We start from the raw sequence: 15,942 nt of genomic DNA, 5'->3' as shown, positions 1-15,942 counted from the left end.
GATCCGGTTTCCACTCTGAAACCTATTCCCGCTTCGCGAGGTTTTGCCATGCAAACGCTCAGGCGCGTCTGGGAGCACCTGGAGGAAGGCGTCATTGCCTTCCTGCTGGCCGCCATGACCCTGGTGACATTCGTCTACGTCATGCTCAACAACATCTACACGCTGTTCTTTGCCCTGTCCGACAAGTGGGCCTGGAGCAGCCATTTTTTCAACGCCCTGGGCGACGGCAGCATGACCTGGGCCCAGGACATGACCTGGAGCGTGGCGCTGACCAAGGCCATGTTCGGCTGGCTGATTTTCTTCGGCATTTCCTACGGCGTGCGTACCGCCGGCCACCTTGGGGTGGATGCGCTGGTCAAGCTGACCGGACGCCGGGTGCAGCGCTTGCTTGGGATGCTTGCCTGCCTGTGCTGCCTGGCCTATGCCGGGCTGTTCATGGTCGCCAGTTACAGGTGGGTGAGTGCGGTGATGACAGCACACATCGGCGCCGAAGACCTCGACCAGTTCGGCATCGATGTCGGCGACATCGTGCTCATCGTGCCGGTCGGTTTTGCTCTGGTGTTTATCCGCTACCTGGAAATTTTCTATCGCCTGTTCACCCACCGCCAGGTCGGGTTGGGGCTGGCCGACGAGGCCGGTGAGGCGAGCAAATTGGCCGGCGGCCATGAGGAGCGTCACTGATGGCCGTGCTCTGTCTGTTTCTGCTGTTGTTTGTGTTCATGTTCCTCGGTGTGCCCGTCGCGATTTCCCTCGGATTGTCCGGCGCGGTGTCGATCCTGATGTTCAGCCAGGACTCGGTGAGTTCCCTGGCGATCAAGCTGTTCGAAACCTCGGATGCCTATACCTTCCTGGCGATTCCGTTCTTCCTGCTGTCCGGTGCGTTCATGACCACCGGCGGCGTGGCGCAGCGGCTGATCGACTTCGCCAATGCGTGTGTCGGGCATATCCGTGGCGGCCTGGCGATTGCGGCGGTGTTGGCGTGCATGTTGTTTGCCGCGCTGTCCGGTTCGTCACCGGCCACCGTGGCGGCCGTCGGTTCGATTGCGGTGGCCGGGATGGTGCGCTCCGGTTACCCGAAGGCGTTCGGCGCGGGCATCATCTGCAACGCCGGCACCCTGGGCATCCTGATTCCGCCGTCGATCGTGATGGTGGTGTATTCGGCCGCCACGGAAACGTCGGTCGGCAAGTTGTTCATGGCCGGGGTGATCCCGGGGCTGCTGCTGGGCCTGATGCTGATGGTCGCGATCTATATTGTGGCGCGCATCAAGAAGCTGCCGGCGCAGCCACGGGCGAGCTTTCGCGAGTGGCTGGCCTGCGCGCGCCGCGCATTCTGGGGCTTGCTGCTGCTGGTGATCATCCTCGGTGGCATCTACAGCGGGATGTTCACCCCGACCGAAGCTGCGGCGGTGGCAGCGGTGTACTCGGCGTTTGTCGCGCTGTTCGTCTACAAGGACATGAGTTTGCGCGACTGTCCCAAGGTGCTGCTGGAGTCCGGGCGGCTGGCGATCATGCTGATGTTTATCATCGCCAATGCGATGCTCTTCGCCCATGTGTTGACCACCGAACAGATCCCCCAGGAAATCACCGCCTGGGTGCTGTCCGAAGGGCTCACGCCGATCGGCTTCCTGATCATGGTCAACGTGGTCTTGCTGATCGCCGGCAGTTTCATGGAACCGTCGGCGATCGTGTTGATCCTGGCGCCGATCTTCTTCCCGATCGCGATGAAGCTGGGCATCGATCCGATTCACTTGGGGATCGTGATGGTGGTGAATATGGAAATCGGCCTGGTCCACCCGCCGGTGGGCTTGAACCTGTTCGTGACCTCGGCGGTGACCGGCTTGACGCTGGGGCAGACCATTCGTGCGGCGATGCCGTGGCTGATGATCCTGTTGGTGTTCCTGATCATGGTCACCTACCTGCCGTTCATCTCGCTGGCGCTGCCGCACTGGCTGGGGATGTAGACCTCACGATGTGGGAGCCTGGCTCCCACCTTGCTCAGTGATCCAGCGCGCTCAGGATCGCATGGGCGACCTTGACCCGCTCGGCATTCGGATAGTTCTTGTTCGCCAGGATCACCACGCCCATGTCCTTGCTTGGCACATACGCCACATACGCGCCAAAGCCTGCGGTTGAGCCGGTTTTGTTGTACAGCACGTTGGCCGGTTGCGCTTGCGGCGTCGCCAGCCAATCGGGACGGTGAGGTTCCATGGCCATCGGTGTCGAGTTGCCGTCAATCAGCGCTTGCAGGGCAATGGGGTAGGGGTAGTACTCCCAGCCCAGGCCCTGGGTCATGCCGTTCACGCGGTAATAACCAGCGTGGGTACTGGCGATGGCTTGTTGCAGCGGCTTTTCCAGGGTTTGCGGGTGCAGGTTGGCGATCACATAGCGCGCCAGGTCGTGGGTGCTGGTCTTGATGCCGTAGGCTTCGTTGTCCAGTGCGCCAGGGCTTACACGGACGGGTTTCTGCTGCTTGTCGTAGCCTTGGGCGTACTCGCCGGATTGCGCGGTGGGCACGCTGAGGTGGGTGTTGCTCAACCCCAGCCTGGGCAGCAGGGTGTGCTCCATGGCGACATTGAACGGCTGGCCCAGGCTTCGCGCCGCGAGGTAGCCAAACAGGCCGATGCTCGGGTTGGAATAGAGACGTTGCGCGCCCGGGGCGTAGCTGGGTTTCCAGCGCTGGAAGTAGCCGAGCATGGCGTCGGCGTTGTCGGCGGCATCCGGAAACTGCAGCGGCAGGCCGCCGGGGGTGTAGGTCGCCAGTTGCAGCAGGCTGATGCGGTCAAAGGCGCTGCCGGCCAACGCAGGCCAGTATTGGCTGGCCTTGTCCGACAGCGTGAGCTTGCCGATGGCCTGGGCGTAACCGCCCAGGGTTGCGGTGAAGGTTTTGCTCACTGAGCCGATTTCGAACAAGGTGTTTTGGTTGACCGGTTGCTGCGTTTCTTTCGATGCCATGCCGTAGTTAAAGTATTGCACCTTGCCGTTCTGCACCACCGCCACCGCCAGGCCGGGAATGGCCTGCTGCTGCATCAGCGGCTTGACGCTGGCGTCTACCACGGCCTGTAGGTCGGTGGCGGCCAGGCACTGGCCGGCGCCGAGAAACATTGCCAGCGCCGTTAAATGACGCACTCCAAATACCGCTTGTTGGGGCATGATATCGCTTCCATGAGTATGATCGATTGAATGAACAGCCTGCGCGGGCGTGCCAAAGGTAGACAGTTCGCCGGGCCTGGGCAAACGATGATATTTCGCACCAGCCATTAGAAAAATTAGGGGCAAGCATGCTGCGTTCCCATCTGCCTCTCAATGCCCTGCGCGCATTCGAGGCCTCCGCCCGGCACCTGAGTTTTACGCGGGCCGCCATTGAGTTGTGTGTCACCCAGGCGGCGGTCAGCCACCAGGTCAAGAGCCTGGAGGCGCAACTGAACGTCACCCTGTTCAAACGCCTGCCGCGTGGCCTGATGCTGACCCGCGAAGGCGAGACGTTGTTGCCGGTGCTGCGCGAGTCCTTCGACCGCATTGCCCACACCCTGGGCCAGTTCGAAGGCGGGCACTACCGCGAAGTGCTCAGCGTCGGTGCGGTCGGCACTTTTGCGGTGGGCTGGCTGCTGCCGCGCCTGGCGGACTTCCAGCGCCGCTACCCGTTTATCGACCTGCGCCTGTCGACGCACAACAACCGTGTCGATGTCGCCGCCGAAGGCCTGGATTACGCGATCCGTTTCGGCGCCGGGGCCTGGCATGGCACCGACGCCTGCCCATTGTTCGAAGCGCCGCTGACGGTGCTTTGCGTGCCGTCAATCGCCGAGCAGTTACACACGCCAGCCGAGCTGTTGAAGCACACGGTGCTGCGCTCCTATCGCGCCGATGAGTGGAACCTGTGGTTCCAGGCCGCCGGGCTGCCTGCCGACACCCTGGTGCCGCGCAGCATCGTGTTTGACTCATCGTTGGCGATGATGGAAGCAGCGTTGCAGGGTGTCGGTGTGGCGTTGGCCCCTGCGCTGATGTTCTCGCGACAACTGGAAAGTGATGCGATCCGCCAGCCCTTCAACGTGGGCATCAGCACCGGCAGCTATTGGTTGACGCGCCTGCAGTCACGCGCCGAAACCTCGGCGATGCTGGCGTTCAAGGCCTGGCTGACGGTGATGGCGGCGCAGGGCTGAAATTTTCATCAAGAAGCAAAATGAAACATTTGTCGGCGGCTAACCTCTACACATTCAGAGGCGGTCAGGCCAGGTATTTGTTGAACCACCCCAGCGTGCGCTGCCACGCCAGGTTCGCCGCCGCCTCGTCATAACGCGGCGTCGAGTCGTTGTGAAAACCGTGGTTGGCGCCCTTGTAGATATACGCTTCATAGGTAGTGCCCGCGGCCTTCAGGGCCTTTTCATAGGCCGGCCAGCCTTCGTTGATCCGCGTATCCAGTTCGCCGTAATGCAGCATGATCGGTGCCTTGATGCGCGGCACGTCCTTGGCCTCTGGCTGCCGCCCGTAAAATGACACGGCAGCGCCCAGTTCCGGGTAGGCCACGGCTGCAGCATTGACCACGCCGCCGCCATAGCAGAAGCCGGTAATCCCGACTTTGCCGGTGCTGTTGTCGTGGTGCATCAGCCACTCGATGGCGGCGAAGAAGTCGTTCATCAGCTTGGCCGGGTCGACTTTTTGTTGCAGCGCTACGCCTTTTTCATCGTTGCCGGGGTAGCCTCCCACGGATGTCAGGCCATCCGGCGCGAGGGCGATAAAGCCGGCCTTGGCCAGGCGCCGGGCGACGTCTTCGATATACGGGTTGAGGCCGCGGTTTTCATGCACCACGACCACGGCGGGGATTTTGCCGGTGGCCTTGGCCGGGCGCACCAGATAGCCGCGCACCGTGCCGTTGCCCTTGGGCGAAGGGTAGGTGATGTAGTCCGCGACGATGTCCGGGTCGGTGAATTTCACTTGCTCGGCCAGCGCATAGTTGGGGCTCAGGGCGGCGAGCAGCGCCGACGCGGTGAGCCCGCCGAAGGTGAACAGTGCGGCGCGGTCGAGAAACTCGCGGCGGTTGATCTTGCCGTGGGCGTAGCCGTCGTAGAGCTCCAGCAGTTCGGGGGCGAAGTCTTTCGCGGTGAGACGAGTCATCGGTGCAGTCCTCGATTAGCGGTGCCAGTCAATGTAGACCAGGATCACGCGTTGCGAGCGTGGGCGGCGGCGGCCAGTTGCCCGGTATCGACGCGCACAAACACCGAATCGCCGATCGCCGTGAGCACATCGCCGGCGTATACCTCGCAGACCACGCGGCTTTTACGCCCCACATCGCCCTCGACCCGGGCACGCAAGGTCAGCGTGACACCCAGGGGCGTGGGCTTGATGAATTTGATCCCGAGATGCCCGGTCACGCAGTCGATACGCGGCAGGCTGCCGGGTTCGCGTTGTTCGGCGCGGTAGTGGTAGGCCATGGCGGTCCAGTTCGAGTGGCAGTCCACCAGCATGGCGATCAGGCCGCCGTAGACCCGATCCGGCCAGCCGCTGTATTTCGCTTCCGGTTGGTGCTCGGCGACCACGTGAATGCCGTCGGCGTCCCAGCGGCTCTTGATATGCAGGCCATGGGGGTTGCTGCCGCCGCAGCCGTAGCAGATGCCTTCGGGGGCGGTGGTGTCTTGCAGTGACGGGGTGTGCATGCCAAGTCCTTATTATTCTGGGAGGGGGCTGTCCTGTTTAACAGGACGCGCGCCGGATGGGAATAATGCCATCGCCGCAGACGCTAGCGCGCAAACCGCTTGGCCCCGGCCACACAGCCGATCACCGCGACTGTCACCAGCACCATGCCCAGGCTGACCTGCTCATGCAGCAGGCCCGCCGCCAGCGCCAGGCCGAAGAACGGTTGCAGCAACTGCAACTGGCCGACCGCGGCGATGCCGCCCTGGGCCAGCCCGCGGTACCAGAACACAAACCCGATCAACATGCTGAACAGCGCCACATAGCCCAGGCTCAGCCACGCCGGCAGGCTGATGCCGGTGAAGGTCGGCGGCGCGAGCATCAGGCTCAATGGCAGCGTCACCGGCAACGACACCACCAGCGCCCAACAGATCACTTGCCAGCCGCCCAGGCTGCGCGACAGCTTGGCGCCCTCGGCGTAACCCAGGCCGCACACCAGCACCGCCAACAGCATCAGCAGGTCGCCGGCCGGGGCGGCGCTCAGGCCCTGGGCGACGGCATACCCCATCACCAGCGCGCTGCCCAGGATCGAAAACAACCAGAACACCGGGCGTGGCCGCTCACCGCCGCGCAGTACGCCAAAGAGCGCCGTGGCCAGCGGCAACAGGCCGATAAACACGATGGAGTGCGCGGACGTCACGTATTGCAGGGCCAGCGCCGTCAGCAAGGGGAAGCCGATGACCACGCCGAGGGCGACGATGACCAGGGGCAGCCATTGCGCGCGTGTTGGGCGTTTTTCCTTGAAAAAAGCCAACAGGCACAACGCCAACACGCCGGCCAGGGTGGCGCGCAGCAGGGTGAGGAACACCGGTTCGAATTCCATCACCGCCAGGCGCGTCGCCGGCAACGAACCGCTGAAAATCACCACGCCGATAAAGCCATTGATCCAACCCTGGGTGCTGTTGGCCAGGGGATTGAACGGTGAGGTCTGTTCCATGAAGGGGGCCCGAAAAAAGGAGAGGTTGCGTGCGGGCCATGCTAGGCAGGAAGATTAAGACAATCAAAAAATTGTCATGGATACATCGCCCATGCCCCGCGCCCGTTACAAAAACCTGGTCGACACCTTCGCCGAGGACATCCGCAGCGGCAGGCTGTCGCCCGGCGAGCGTCTGCCCACCCATCGCCAATTGGCCGCGCGCCACGGCCTCGCGCTGGTCACCGCGAGCCGCGTGTACAGCGAGCTGGCGGCGATGGGCCTGGTCAGCGGTGAAACCGGTCGCGGCACCTTCGTGCGCGAGATCTCGCTGCCGCCGGGGCAGGGCAGTGGGCAGATGAATGTGGCGCCGGGCATGCTGGATCTGAATTTCAACTACCCGTCATTGCCGGGCCAGGCCGAGCTGCTGCGCACGGCATTGCGTCAACTGGCGCTGTCGGGCGATCTGCAAGCGTTACTGCGTTACCAGCCCCACGCCGGGCGCCAGCATGAACGCGCGGCGGTGGCGCGCCATCTGCTGAGTCGAGGGCTGACGGTCGAGGCCGATCAGGTGCTGCTGGTCAGCGGCGCGCAACATGGGTTGGCCGTGACGCTGATGGCGCTGCTCAAACCGGGGGATGTGATTGCCGTCGACGCGCTGACCTATTCAGGCTTCAAGGTGCTGGCCGAGACCCTGCACCTGGAAATGCTGGCGATCCCGCTCACCGCCAGCGGCCCCGACCTCGATCATCTGCACAGCCTGTGTCGCAAGCATCCGGTCCGCGCGGTGTATAGCATGCCGACCGTGCATAACCCGCTGGGTTGGGTGATGAGCCTGGAGCAACGCGAACACCTGGTAGCCATCGCCCGTCAGCACAACCTGATGATCATCGAGGACGCGGCCTACGCATTTCTGGCAGAACACGCGCCACCACCGTTGGCGACCCTCGCGCCGGAACGCACGGTGTATGTCGGCGGCTTTTCGAAAAGCGTCGCCACCGGCCTGCGGGTCGGCTTTGTGTCAGCCCCGGCGGCGTGGGTGAAGGCCCTGGAACGCAGCATCATGGCCACGACTTGGAATGTGCCGGGGGTAATGAGCGCGATTGCCGTGGCCTGGCTCGACGACGGCACGGTGGCTCAACTGGAAGCACAGAAACGCCAGGATGCCCGGGCGCGCCAGGCATTGGCGGCACAGGTGCTGAAGGGGCTGACGTACATCAGCCATCCTTCGTCGTATTTTCTCTGGTTGCCCCTGGCGGAAGAGGCCCGCGCCGATCAGATCGCCATGACCTTGCAGCGCGAAAATATCGCCGTGTCCACCGCCGAACCGTTTGCCGTATCCGCCCATGTACCGCATGCGCTGCGCCTGGCGTTGGGCTCGGTGGACATGACGGCGCTGCGCGAGGCCTTACTGGCGGTACGCAAGGTGGTGGCGTGGTGAGCCGGGCTTAGGCGGCTCACCATGCGTGCTGACGCTATCCGGCACTTCCTGCTTAAGTGGCACATCGCTATGCTACGGCGAAAACAACAAACCGCCTTGTGAGAAAAAATGGAATTTAATTGGCACAGCGACCCCATCACCCGCAGCACCCCGATCACCCCGCGCTACAAAAACACCCAGAACGTGCGCCGTTTCATGCTTGAACACTGCGGCCCGGGGTTTAAGTTCGACCGCGCATTCATGGCCTGGATTCGCAACGACACGGCCAAAACCCTGGGCGATATGGTGGATGAGTGGCAGCGTCGAAACGCCGGCTTATGATTACTCAAGGCATGGTGGCACTGGTTAACTACGGCATCCATTTGACGCCAGGCCTGCTGCTGTTCGGCGCGTGGTTCGCGCTCACACCCAGGTCGATGACGGCGATCCGCATCCTGATTCTGTTGGCGGCGTTTGTGCTGATGCGCGATGCGATGACGCCGTTGCGCATGTGGGCGCTCAGTGACGATGTGCAGATAGCATTCACCGCCAACACCTTTGTGCTGGCGGCGCTGGGCGGTCTATCGCTGTTGCTGGTTGCCGGGCTCGCGTGGGTGGCGCCGGACTTGTCGCGGCTGGTCTTGTGGTCCAAGGGCAATTGCGCCGTCGGACTGGCGAGGGGCCTGGCGGTGGGCTGCCTGATCGGCGTACCGCTGCGGCTTTACCAGGGCGTGGATACGCAAGCGATCCACGACTACTGGGTGTGGTTGCCAGGCATGGTGGTATTGGCCTATGGCGCCAATGCGTTGGAAGAGGTGTTGTTTCGCGGTTATCTGCAGGGCTATCTGGAGCAACAACTGACGCCACTGCGGGCGGCCTTGATCAGCGGCGTGGCGTTCGCGGCCTGCCATGCGTTCCTGGCCCTGAGCATCACTCAATTGGGCTGGCCGGTGTTGCTGTTTACCCTGATCGAAGGGCTGGCCTGCGCGTTGTTGCGCATGCGTCATGGTGTGTTGGCCGCGACGCTCGCCCATGGCACGGCGATCCTGTTGATTGCCGTGCCTCTGGTTGCCTGAGTGAGCAGCGCAACCAGGTGGGAGCGGTGGCTCCCACCTTTGGACCGCGCGTCAGCGTGGCGTGAGCGCCGGCGTGCGCGGCGGAATCAGGCGTTTGCTGCCGGTGGCTTCATACGCTGACGCCAGCTGCAGCAACCTGGAGTCATCATAGGCGCGCCCGGCAAAGGTCAGCCCGACCGGCATGCCGATATCCGCCATCACGCCCATCGGCACGGTAACGGTCGGCACGCCCAAGTGGCGGATGGCAAGGTTGCCGTTGGCCACCCACACGCCATTGCTCCAGGCGATGTCGGCGGACGCTTCGTTCACATCGGCATCGGCAGGGCCGACGTCGGCGACGGTGGGGAAGATCACGGCATCGAGGCCGAGCTTATCCATCCAGTCTTCGAGGTCGATGCGCCGGGTCTGTTCGAGGCCGCGCAGGCCGTCGGGCAGGGTGCTGATCTGGTTCCACGGGGTGATCCCGCGTTGGGCCATCCGCACGTATTCGTCCATGCCGGCGGCCAGTTCGTCTTCACGGTTGGGCAAGGTGCCGGGGTCATGGGGGAAAATCTTCGGCCCGTCGACATCCGCCAGGCGGTTCAGGTTCGGGTCGTTATTGGCGCGCAGGAAGTCATCGAAGGCCCACGCGGACAGTTCCCACAACTCATCGTGGAGGAACTCCTTGGACACCAGGCCACGGGTAAACACCGTCGGTGCGCCCGGGCGGTCGCCTTCGCAGTTGGACACCAGGGGGAAGTCCACTTCGATGACTTCGGCGCCGGCCGCCTCGAGGGCCTGGCGCGCGGCTTGCCACAGGGCGATGACGCTGGCGCGGGTGATGATCTTTTGCCCGGTCGGGCCACCGATGCCGGGTTTCTCACTGGTGCCGGCGTCGGGGTCGGCGTTGATGTACATGCGCGGTACGCCAAAGCGTTTGCCGGCGAGGGATGCGGCGGTCGCGGCCAGTTCAGCGTAAGCCGCCGGGCGCACCGAAGCGACGCTGGGGATGGGCACCCAAGGTTGCAGGCGCCACAGGTCGCCGCGGGTGTCGGGGTCTTCGGCGACCACCACGTCGAGTACTTCCAGCAGGTCGGCCATGGTGCGCGCATAAGGCACCACCACGTCCATGGTGGGGGTCAGCGGCCAGTTGCCGCGCACCGAAATCACCCCACGGGACGGGGTATAGGCACACAGGCCGTTGTTGGACGCCGGGCCGCGCCCGCTCGACCAGGTTTCTTCCGCCAGGCCGAATGCCGCGAAGCTCGCGGCAGTTGCGGTGCCGGCGCCGTTGGACGAGCCGGAGGCAAACGGTGCCGTCAGGTAGGCGGCGTTATACGGGCTTTCCGCGCGGCCATACACGCCACGCTGCATGCCGCCATTGGCCATCGGCGGCATGTTGGTCTTGCCCAGGCAGATGGCACCACCGGCCCGCAGCCGTTCGATGCTGAAGGCGTCGCGCTGGGCAACCAGTTTGGCGAACGCCGGGCTGCCGGACGCCGCCGTGAGGCCCTTGACCAGGTAACTGTCCTTGGCGGTATAGGGAATGCCGTCGAGCGGTCCCAGCGTTGCGCCCTTGGCCCGGCGTGCATCGGACGCCTCGGCTTCGTCCAGGGCTGCGGGGTTGCGCACCACCACGGCATTCAGCGCGGTCGCGGTCTGCGCGCCGTTGTAGGCGTCGATCCGCGCCAGATAAGCCTGGACCAGTTCGACGGCCGTGGTCTGGCCGGACTCAAGCGCCGCGCGCAATTGGGCAATGGAGACTTCGGTAACTTGCATCAGGTTTTTTTCGCCGCCTTCAAGTGGGGGTATAGCGGCAGTCTACGGACAGATATTTCACAAAACCAGCGCCGCATGACCTTCGAAAGCGCTGCGCATGACCTGCCATGTGAAGTCGTCGGCGGGAATCAGATGCTCGATCCGCAGCGAGGTGAGGGTAATGTCCTGGGGCATGCCGAAGGTGGTGAAGGTCGATAGAAAGTTCAGCTCGCCCTGGGTCGAGCGCACGCGGGTCAACACCAGTGGCGGCATGTCGCTGGGCAGTTCGGTGTGGGCGGGCACCGGCAGGCTGGCCAGCAGCGCCGCCAACGATGGGTTGGTCAAGGCCTCGCGGGTTGCCCGTTGCCAGGCGAGGGTGCGGATCTCTTCGGCGTTGATCAGGTGATCGCCCAGGCCGCCCGATTGCAGCAGGGTGCTCAGCAGGTTCACGCCATCGGCGGCGCCCGGGTCGATCCCGACCAAGCCAAAGAGCACGGCAGTGCTGGTGTTGGCCGCCAGCACCTGCCACTCACTGCCGAGCAGAATCGCCGGGGCGGGGTTGTTGGCGTGCAGCACATGGCTGACCGCTTCGCGAATGGCCGCCATGGCCGGCGAGGCGAGGGGGGTGGCGGCATAACGCGGGGCAAAACCGGCGGCGAGGAATACGCGGTTGCACTGGTCGAGGGGCACCTGCAGCGCGCTCAGCAGATTGTGCAGGGTGCCGGGGCTCGGCTTGGCGCGGCCGGTTTCCAGGCAACTGAGATGACGCTGCGAGACTCCGGTGATCAGGGCCAGGTCGAGCTGGCTCAACTGCGCCTGGCGGCGTAGCCGGCGCAAGTGTTCGCCGGCGGTAGCAGGGTTGTCCATGGCGTGACCATGACCTCCGAGGTCATTGCGAGGGGCTGAACCTTATCACTATCGTGGGCCTCGATCACTTCAAGGAAGAGACCATGCACAGACCCTTTATCGCCCTGGCCGGTTTGCTCGGGTTTTCGCTGTATACGCTGATAACGATGCTGACCGCGGAGCAGTCGCTGCTGGCGTTTGGCCGGCAATTGCTGTCGCGCCCGGACACCGCGCAAGTGGTGATCGACCTGTACCTGATGGCGCTGCTGGCTTGTGTGTGGATGTACCGCGACGCCCGGCGGCGTGGGCGGTCGGTGGCGTCGGTGCTGCCTTACTGGGTGCTGACGGCGCTGTTCGTTTCGGTGGGGCCGCTGCTCTATATCGTCATCACGGGGTTGCGGGATGAATGAGCTATTGCGTGTCTACGCACTGTGCGTGTTGATGCTGTGCCTGAAGATGCTGGCGATTTCCTGCTATCAGGGTTTTTTCCGCCTGCGCGCGCGGGCGTTCACCAACCCCGAAGATGCGGCTTTCTTCAACCGTGCGCCGCAGCCAGACGAACTGCCGCAAGTCGGCCGTGCCGCCAGGGCGTGGGCCAATGACCAGGAGAACATTCCGCTGTTTTTTGTCCTCGGCGGGCTGTGTGTCGTGGCGGGCACCGCTTCGGTAGCCACGGGGGTGCTGTTCGGGGTTTTTACCCTGGCGCGGGTGGCACACACGCTCATGTACCTGATGGAGTGCCAGCCCTGGCGCACGCTGGCCTATGGGGTGGGCGCGGCGTGTCTGATCGGGTTGGGCGCGATGCTCGTGTTGAACATGATATGAAGGGCACCGGCGGCCTCAAGCGCTAGCTGTAGGCGCCGGCCCCGTGCGATCGAGCCGCCGGATGCCCCGGCAGGCTCAACCGATCAAACGCCTTTGGTCGACGGCAACAGAATCGTCAGAACCCCCAGCAACGGCAGGAACGAGCACAGCGTGTAGACGTACTCGATGCCATGGCTGTCCGCGAGCAACCCCAGCAATGCCGCGCCGATACCGCTGAAGCCGAACATCAGGCCAAAGAACACGCCGGCGATCATCCCGACATTGCCTGGCACCAGCTCCTGGGCGAAGACGACGATGGCGGAGAACGCCGACGCCAGGATGAAACCGATCACCACGCTGAGCATCGCGGTCCAGAACAGGTCGACATAGGGCAGGGCCAGGGTGAACGGCGCCGCGCCGAGGATGGAGAACCAGATGACGGTCCTGCGTCCGATCCGGTCGCCGATCGGCCCGCCAAAGAAGGTGCCCGCGGCCACCGCGCCGAGGAACAGGAACAGGTAAAGCTGGGAACTGGCGACCGACAGGTTGAATTTCTCGATCAGATAGAAGGTGAAATAGCTGGTCAGGCTGGACATGTAGAAGTACTTGGAAAACACCAGCAAGGCCAGCACCACCAAGGCAAAGGTCACGCGGCCTTTCGACAGGCCATGGGTGGCTTTGCTGCCTTGCTTGAGCTTGAACAAATTGAGGTGGTTGCGGTACCAGCGGCTCAAGCCATACAGCACCAGGATCGCGAACACCGCAAACAGGCCGAACCAGGCGATATGCCCCTGGCCGTAGGGAATGACGATCGCCGCCGCCAGCAGTGGGCCGAACGCGCTGCCGGCGTTACCGCCGACCTGGAAGGTCGATTGCGCCAGGCCGTAGCGCCCGCCGGAAGCCAGGCGGGCCACCCGCGACGTTTCCGGGTGGAAGGTCGACGAGCCGACGCCGATCAGCGCCGACGCCAGCAGGATCGCCGGGAAGGTGCCGACAAACGCCAGCATCAGGATGCCGATCAAGGTACACACCATGCCCGCCGGCAGCAGCCAGGGTTTGGGGTGGCGGTCGGTGTGGTAGCCGATCCACGGTTGCAGCAGGGAGGCGGTCAGTTGGAAGGTCAGGGTGATCAGGCCGACCTGGGTGAAGCTCAGCCCGTAGTTGGCCTTGAGCATTGGGTAGATCGAGGGCAGCACGGCCTGGATCAGGTCATTGATCAAATGCGCCAGGGCGCAGGCGCCGAGGACGCGCATGACCAAGGGGCTGACTTGGGACGGGCTGGAGGTGGCAGCGGGAGACGCGGTCAAGGTCGACATGCAGGCATTCCATACAAGGCAGTGAACGACGGGGACGGGCAGCGATGATTTAAACCGCCGCTCCATGGATGAACTCGGCGTTTATGCTAGATTTGTCGAAAACGCCTGTCTCGCGAAATTCGGGCAGCAAACATCGCAAAAGAGGCGAAGCCATCAAAACACTGGATAAATTTCTGCGGGATATCGATGAGGGCGAGTGGGCCGTCATCAGCTCGGCCACCGACTATCCGGAGAGCTGGGTGATCCCCGACCATAGCCACGAGAAGCATCAACTGCTGTACGCCACCGAAGGCGTGATGGTGGTGCATTCGGCGCAGAATCAGTGGACGGTGCCACCCAATCGCGGCTTCTGGATGCCCAGTGGGCATGTGCATTCGCTGCGCTGCGTCGGGGCGTTGAAAATGCGCAGTGTGTTTGTGCGCCCCGCGAGTTTTCCGAACCTGCCGAGCGAAACCAAGGCCGTCAGCATTTCACCGCTGCTCAGCGAACTGATCAAGGCATCGGTCAGCTTGAAGCCGCCGTATGCCGAGGATTCGCGCGACGCGCGGATCATGCACCTGATCCTCGACGAACTGGCGCTATTGCCGGCCTTGCCGTTGTCCTTGCCCCAGCCTGCAGACCCGCGCATCCGCCGGATTTGCCTGGCGTTGCAGGACGACCCGGGCGATGCCTCGACCGTGGCGGATTGGAGCGAGCGCCTGAGCCTGGACCAGACCACCATCCAGCGCCTGTGCCGCCGGGAAACCGGCCTGACCTTCGGCCAGTGGCGCCAGCAAGCGCGGTTGCTGCTGGCACTGGAGCGCATAGCCGTGGGCGAGAAGATCATCGATGTGGCATTTGAGCTGGGCTATGAAAGCCCGAGCGCCTTTACCAGTATGTTCAAGAAACAGTTCGGCAAGACGCCGAGTCATTTCTTCCGCTAGCGCAAGGCGCTGTCGAGCGCTAACACGGCGGGGTGCTTGCGCACACGTCCAGCAGGCCGTTGAAGGCGTCGACGTCCAGCGGTCGGCTGAGGAAGTAGCCTTGGCCTTCGTCACAGGCCACCGCCTTGAGCAGTGCCAGGTGTTCGGCAGTTTCGATTCCTTCCGCGGTGACTGTCAGCGACAGGGCGCGTCCCAGGCCGACAATCGCCTGCACAATGGCCTTGTCATCGGCGCTGTCCTCCAGCCGGTTCAAGAAACTGCGATCGATTTTCAACCCGTCGAACGGGAACGCGCGCAAGTAGCTCAGTGAGGAATAGCCGGTGCCGAAGTCGTCCATGGCGATGCGGATACCCAGGTGCTTGAGGGTGTGCATGACTTCAAGCGCGCCGACGGCATCTTCAAGCATCACGCTTTCGGTGATTTCCAGCTCCACGCGCGTTGGCTCGATGCCGGACTTATTCAGGGCGTACCGCACGCGCTCCACCAGGTTGCCGCGCTTGAATTCGGTGGGTGACAGGTTTACCGACACAAACAGCTCATCCGGCCACTGCGCGGCGCACGCGCAGGCGGTTTCCAGCACCCAGTCGCTCAGCGAGAGGATCAACCCCGACTCCTCGGCAATCGGGATGAACGTGTCCGGTGCGATCAGGCCACGCTCCGGGTGTTGCCAGCGCACCAGCGCTTCGGCGCCGACCATTTGCCCGTCGCTGATGCGATAGCGCGGTTGAAAGTGCAGACGCAGCTCTGCGTGCTTGATCGCAAACCGCAGGTCGCTTTCCAGGCGGCGCCGTTCGATGATCCGCGCGTTCATTTCGCCGGAGTAAAAACGCCAGGTATTGCGCCCGGCGGCCTTGGCTTCGTATAAGGCAATATCGGCGTAGCGCAACAACTCGGTGACGCCGTTGGCATCATTGGGCGCGAGGGCGATGCCGATACTCGCGCTGATGAACACGTCCTGCTCGTCGACCCTGATCACCCGCTCGACGGACTCGATCAAGCGCCGGCACAGGGCTTCGACTTCGTCCTGGGCGCCGGCATCGATCAGGATCAGTACAAATTCATCGCCGCCGACCCGAGCGACCAGGTCACCGTGGCGCACGCAATCAGAGAGGCGGCTCGATACCTCATTGAGCACCCGGTCGCCGGCGGCATGCCCGAGCAAGTCATTGACCGGTTTGAACCGATCCAGGTCCAGGCTGAGCATGACCAAAGGGTGGGTGAG

Annotated in this window: 17 protein-coding genes; 9 read left to right on the top strand and 8 right to left on the bottom strand. The window is 63.6% G+C overall.

The features are described 5' to 3' along the window. Positions 1 to 48 precede the first annotated feature (48 nt). Together INT12_RS17870 and dctM are read left to right on the top strand one after the other, a co-directional pair. Entirely contained in the window at positions 49 to 681 is a 633-nt protein-coding gene (locus INT12_RS17870) for a TRAP transporter small permease (protein WP_046490990.1), read from the top strand. Then, complete coding sequence (gene dctM / locus INT12_RS17865; RefSeq protein WP_017846452.1) at positions 681 to 1,961, top strand: C4-dicarboxylate TRAP transporter large permease protein DctM; 1,281 nt, start codon at positions 681 to 683, stop codon at positions 1,959 to 1,961. Before INT12_RS17870 ends, dctM begins: the two co-directional genes overlap by 1 nt. Before the next feature lie 34 nt (positions 1,962 to 1,995). On the opposite strand, the gene ampC is transcribed toward dctM, so the two are convergent. Next, a complete protein-coding gene (gene ampC / locus INT12_RS17860) occupies positions 1,996 to 3,150 on the bottom strand; it encodes a class C beta-lactamase (RefSeq protein WP_104903306.1) in 1,155 nt (384 codons plus the stop codon). 128 nt (positions 3,151 to 3,278) lie between these two features. Between ampC and INT12_RS17855 the strand changes: the two genes are divergently transcribed. Next, positions 3,279 to 4,157, top strand: a complete 879-nt coding sequence (locus INT12_RS17855) for a LysR family transcriptional regulator (RefSeq protein ID WP_177031456.1) — start codon at positions 3,279 to 3,281, stop codon at positions 4,155 to 4,157. 64 nt (positions 4,158 to 4,221) lie between these two features. Here INT12_RS17855 and yghX read toward each other — a convergent pair whose 3' ends face one another. The 3 genes from yghX to INT12_RS17840 form a co-directional block, all read right to left on the bottom strand. Continuing rightward, positions 4,222 to 5,109 (bottom strand): YghX family hydrolase, encoded by an 888-nt coding sequence (yghX, locus tag INT12_RS17850; RefSeq protein WP_193040276.1) that lies wholly within the window; start codon positions 5,107 to 5,109, stop codon positions 4,222 to 4,224. Between the two features lie 44 nt (positions 5,110 to 5,153). Further along, positions 5,154 to 5,648 carry a PaaI family thioesterase gene (locus INT12_RS17845; RefSeq protein WP_193058955.1) on the bottom strand — a complete coding sequence of 165 codons (495 nt, stop codon included), beginning with the start codon at positions 5,646 to 5,648 and terminating at the stop codon, positions 5,154 to 5,156. Positions 5,649 to 5,731: 83 nt separating this feature from the next. Next, the gene (locus INT12_RS17840) at positions 5,732 to 6,622 is read right to left on the bottom strand and encodes a DMT family transporter (RefSeq protein ID WP_193040275.1); all 891 of its coding nucleotides are present in this window, start codon (positions 6,620 to 6,622) and stop codon (positions 5,732 to 5,734) included. 91 nt (positions 6,623 to 6,713) lie between these two features. Between INT12_RS17840 and INT12_RS17835 the strand changes: the two genes are divergently transcribed. The 3 genes from INT12_RS17835 to INT12_RS17825 all read left to right on the top strand — a co-directional run bounded on the left by INT12_RS17835 (position 6,714) and on the right by INT12_RS17825 (position 9,094). Then, a complete protein-coding gene (locus INT12_RS17835; protein WP_046490998.1) occupies positions 6,714 to 8,039 on the top strand; it encodes a PLP-dependent aminotransferase family protein in 1,326 nt (441 codons plus the stop codon). Between the two features lie 108 nt (positions 8,040 to 8,147). After that, the gene (locus tag INT12_RS17830) at positions 8,148 to 8,360 is read left to right on the top strand and encodes a DUF6434 domain-containing protein (RefSeq protein WP_102617550.1); all 213 of its coding nucleotides are present in this window, start codon (positions 8,148 to 8,150) and stop codon (positions 8,358 to 8,360) included. Then, positions 8,357 to 9,094, top strand: a complete 738-nt coding sequence (locus tag INT12_RS17825; protein ID WP_193040274.1) for a CPBP family intramembrane glutamic endopeptidase — start codon at positions 8,357 to 8,359, stop codon at positions 9,092 to 9,094. The genes INT12_RS17830 and INT12_RS17825 overlap by 4 nt, the downstream gene beginning before the upstream one ends. 51 nt (positions 9,095 to 9,145) lie before the next feature. On the opposite strand, the gene INT12_RS17820 is transcribed toward INT12_RS17825, so the two are convergent. Both INT12_RS17820 and INT12_RS17815 read right to left on the bottom strand, forming a co-directional pair. Continuing rightward, entirely contained in the window at positions 9,146 to 10,855 is a 1,710-nt protein-coding gene (locus tag INT12_RS17820) for an amidase (protein WP_185833580.1), read from the bottom strand. A gap of 54 nt (positions 10,856 to 10,909) precedes the next feature. Further along, positions 10,910 to 11,698: a helix-turn-helix domain-containing protein gene (locus tag INT12_RS17815; protein WP_102617547.1), complete on the bottom strand. Its 789-nt coding sequence runs from the start codon at positions 11,696 to 11,698 to the stop codon at positions 10,910 to 10,912. An 83-nt stretch (positions 11,699 to 11,781) separates the two neighbouring features. Between INT12_RS17815 and INT12_RS17810 the strand changes: the two genes are divergently transcribed. Together INT12_RS17810 and INT12_RS17805 are read left to right on the top strand one after the other, a co-directional pair. Then, positions 11,782 to 12,087, top strand: coding sequence for a DUF2834 domain-containing protein (locus INT12_RS17810; protein WP_017846441.1), 306 nt, complete (start codon positions 11,782 to 11,784; stop codon positions 12,085 to 12,087). After that, a complete protein-coding gene (locus INT12_RS17805) occupies positions 12,080 to 12,502 on the top strand; it encodes an MAPEG family protein (RefSeq protein ID WP_193040273.1) in 423 nt (140 codons plus the stop codon). Before INT12_RS17810 ends, INT12_RS17805 begins: the two co-directional genes overlap by 8 nt. Before the next feature lie 83 nt (positions 12,503 to 12,585). On the opposite strand, the gene INT12_RS17800 is transcribed toward INT12_RS17805, so the two are convergent. Next, the gene (locus tag INT12_RS17800) at positions 12,586 to 13,797 is read right to left on the bottom strand and encodes an MFS transporter (RefSeq protein WP_193040272.1); all 1,212 of its coding nucleotides are present in this window, start codon (positions 13,795 to 13,797) and stop codon (positions 12,586 to 12,588) included. Between the two features lie 83 nt (positions 13,798 to 13,880). Here INT12_RS17800 and INT12_RS17795 point away from each other — a divergent pair, with 83 nt between their 5' ends. Beyond that, positions 13,881 to 14,720, top strand: coding sequence for an AraC family transcriptional regulator (locus tag INT12_RS17795; RefSeq protein ID WP_193058954.1), 840 nt, complete (start codon positions 13,881 to 13,883; stop codon positions 14,718 to 14,720). 19 nt (positions 14,721 to 14,739) lie between these two features. On the opposite strand, the gene INT12_RS17790 is transcribed toward INT12_RS17795, so the two are convergent. Beyond that, a partial coding sequence (locus INT12_RS17790; RefSeq protein ID WP_146015066.1) for a putative bifunctional diguanylate cyclase/phosphodiesterase occupies positions 14,740 to 15,942 on the bottom strand: 1,203 nt, incomplete at its 5' end.

The sequence above is a fragment of the Pseudomonas sp. K8 genome (genome assembly GCF_014889455.1).
GTDB lineage: Bacteria > Pseudomonadota > Gammaproteobacteria > Pseudomonadales > Pseudomonadaceae > Aquipseudomonas > Aquipseudomonas veronii.
The sequence above is the reverse complement of the archived record's forward strand: the minus strand, read 5'-3'. Positions and strand labels throughout refer to the sequence as shown.

What these genes read in the sequence shown, in the direction of transcription:
- INT12_RS17870 (WP_046490990.1), top strand. Translation starts at nt 49, where the DNA reads ATGCAAACGCTCAGGCGCGTCTGGGAGCACCTGGAGGAAGGCGTCATT.
- dctM (WP_017846452.1), top strand. Translation starts at nt 681, where the DNA reads ATGGCCGTGCTCTGTCTGTTTCTGCTGTTGTTTGTGTTCATGTTCCTC.
- ampC (WP_104903306.1), bottom strand. Translation starts at nt 3,150, where the DNA reads ATGCCCCAACAAGCGGTATTTGGAGTGCGTCATTTAACGGCGCTGGCA.
- INT12_RS17855 (WP_177031456.1), top strand. Translation starts at nt 3,279, where the DNA reads ATGCTGCGTTCCCATCTGCCTCTCAATGCCCTGCGCGCATTCGAGGCC.
- yghX (WP_193040276.1), bottom strand. Translation starts at nt 5,109, where the DNA reads ATGACTCGTCTCACCGCGAAAGACTTCGCCCCCGAACTGCTGGAGCTC.
- INT12_RS17845 (WP_193058955.1), bottom strand. Translation starts at nt 5,648, where the DNA reads ATGCACACCCCGTCACTGCAAGACACCACCGCCCCCGAAGGCATCTGC.
- INT12_RS17840 (WP_193040275.1), bottom strand. Translation starts at nt 6,622, where the DNA reads ATGGAACAGACCTCACCGTTCAATCCCCTGGCCAACAGCACCCAGGGT.
- INT12_RS17835 (WP_046490998.1), top strand. Translation starts at nt 6,714, where the DNA reads ATGCCCCGCGCCCGTTACAAAAACCTGGTCGACACCTTCGCCGAGGAC.
- INT12_RS17830 (WP_102617550.1), top strand. Translation starts at nt 8,148, where the DNA reads ATGGAATTTAATTGGCACAGCGACCCCATCACCCGCAGCACCCCGATC.
- INT12_RS17825 (WP_193040274.1), top strand. Translation starts at nt 8,357, where the DNA reads ATGATTACTCAAGGCATGGTGGCACTGGTTAACTACGGCATCCATTTG.
- INT12_RS17815 (WP_102617547.1), bottom strand. Translation starts at nt 11,698, where the DNA reads ATGGACAACCCTGCTACCGCCGGCGAACACTTGCGCCGGCTACGCCGC.
- INT12_RS17810 (WP_017846441.1), top strand. Translation starts at nt 11,782, where the DNA reads ATGCACAGACCCTTTATCGCCCTGGCCGGTTTGCTCGGGTTTTCGCTG.
- INT12_RS17805 (WP_193040273.1), top strand. Translation starts at nt 12,080, where the DNA reads ATGAATGAGCTATTGCGTGTCTACGCACTGTGCGTGTTGATGCTGTGC.
- INT12_RS17800 (WP_193040272.1), bottom strand. Translation starts at nt 13,797, where the DNA reads ATGTCGACCTTGACCGCGTCTCCCGCTGCCACCTCCAGCCCGTCCCAA.
- INT12_RS17795 (WP_193058954.1), top strand. Translation starts at nt 13,881, where the DNA reads ATGCTAGATTTGTCGAAAACGCCTGTCTCGCGAAATTCGGGCAGCAAA.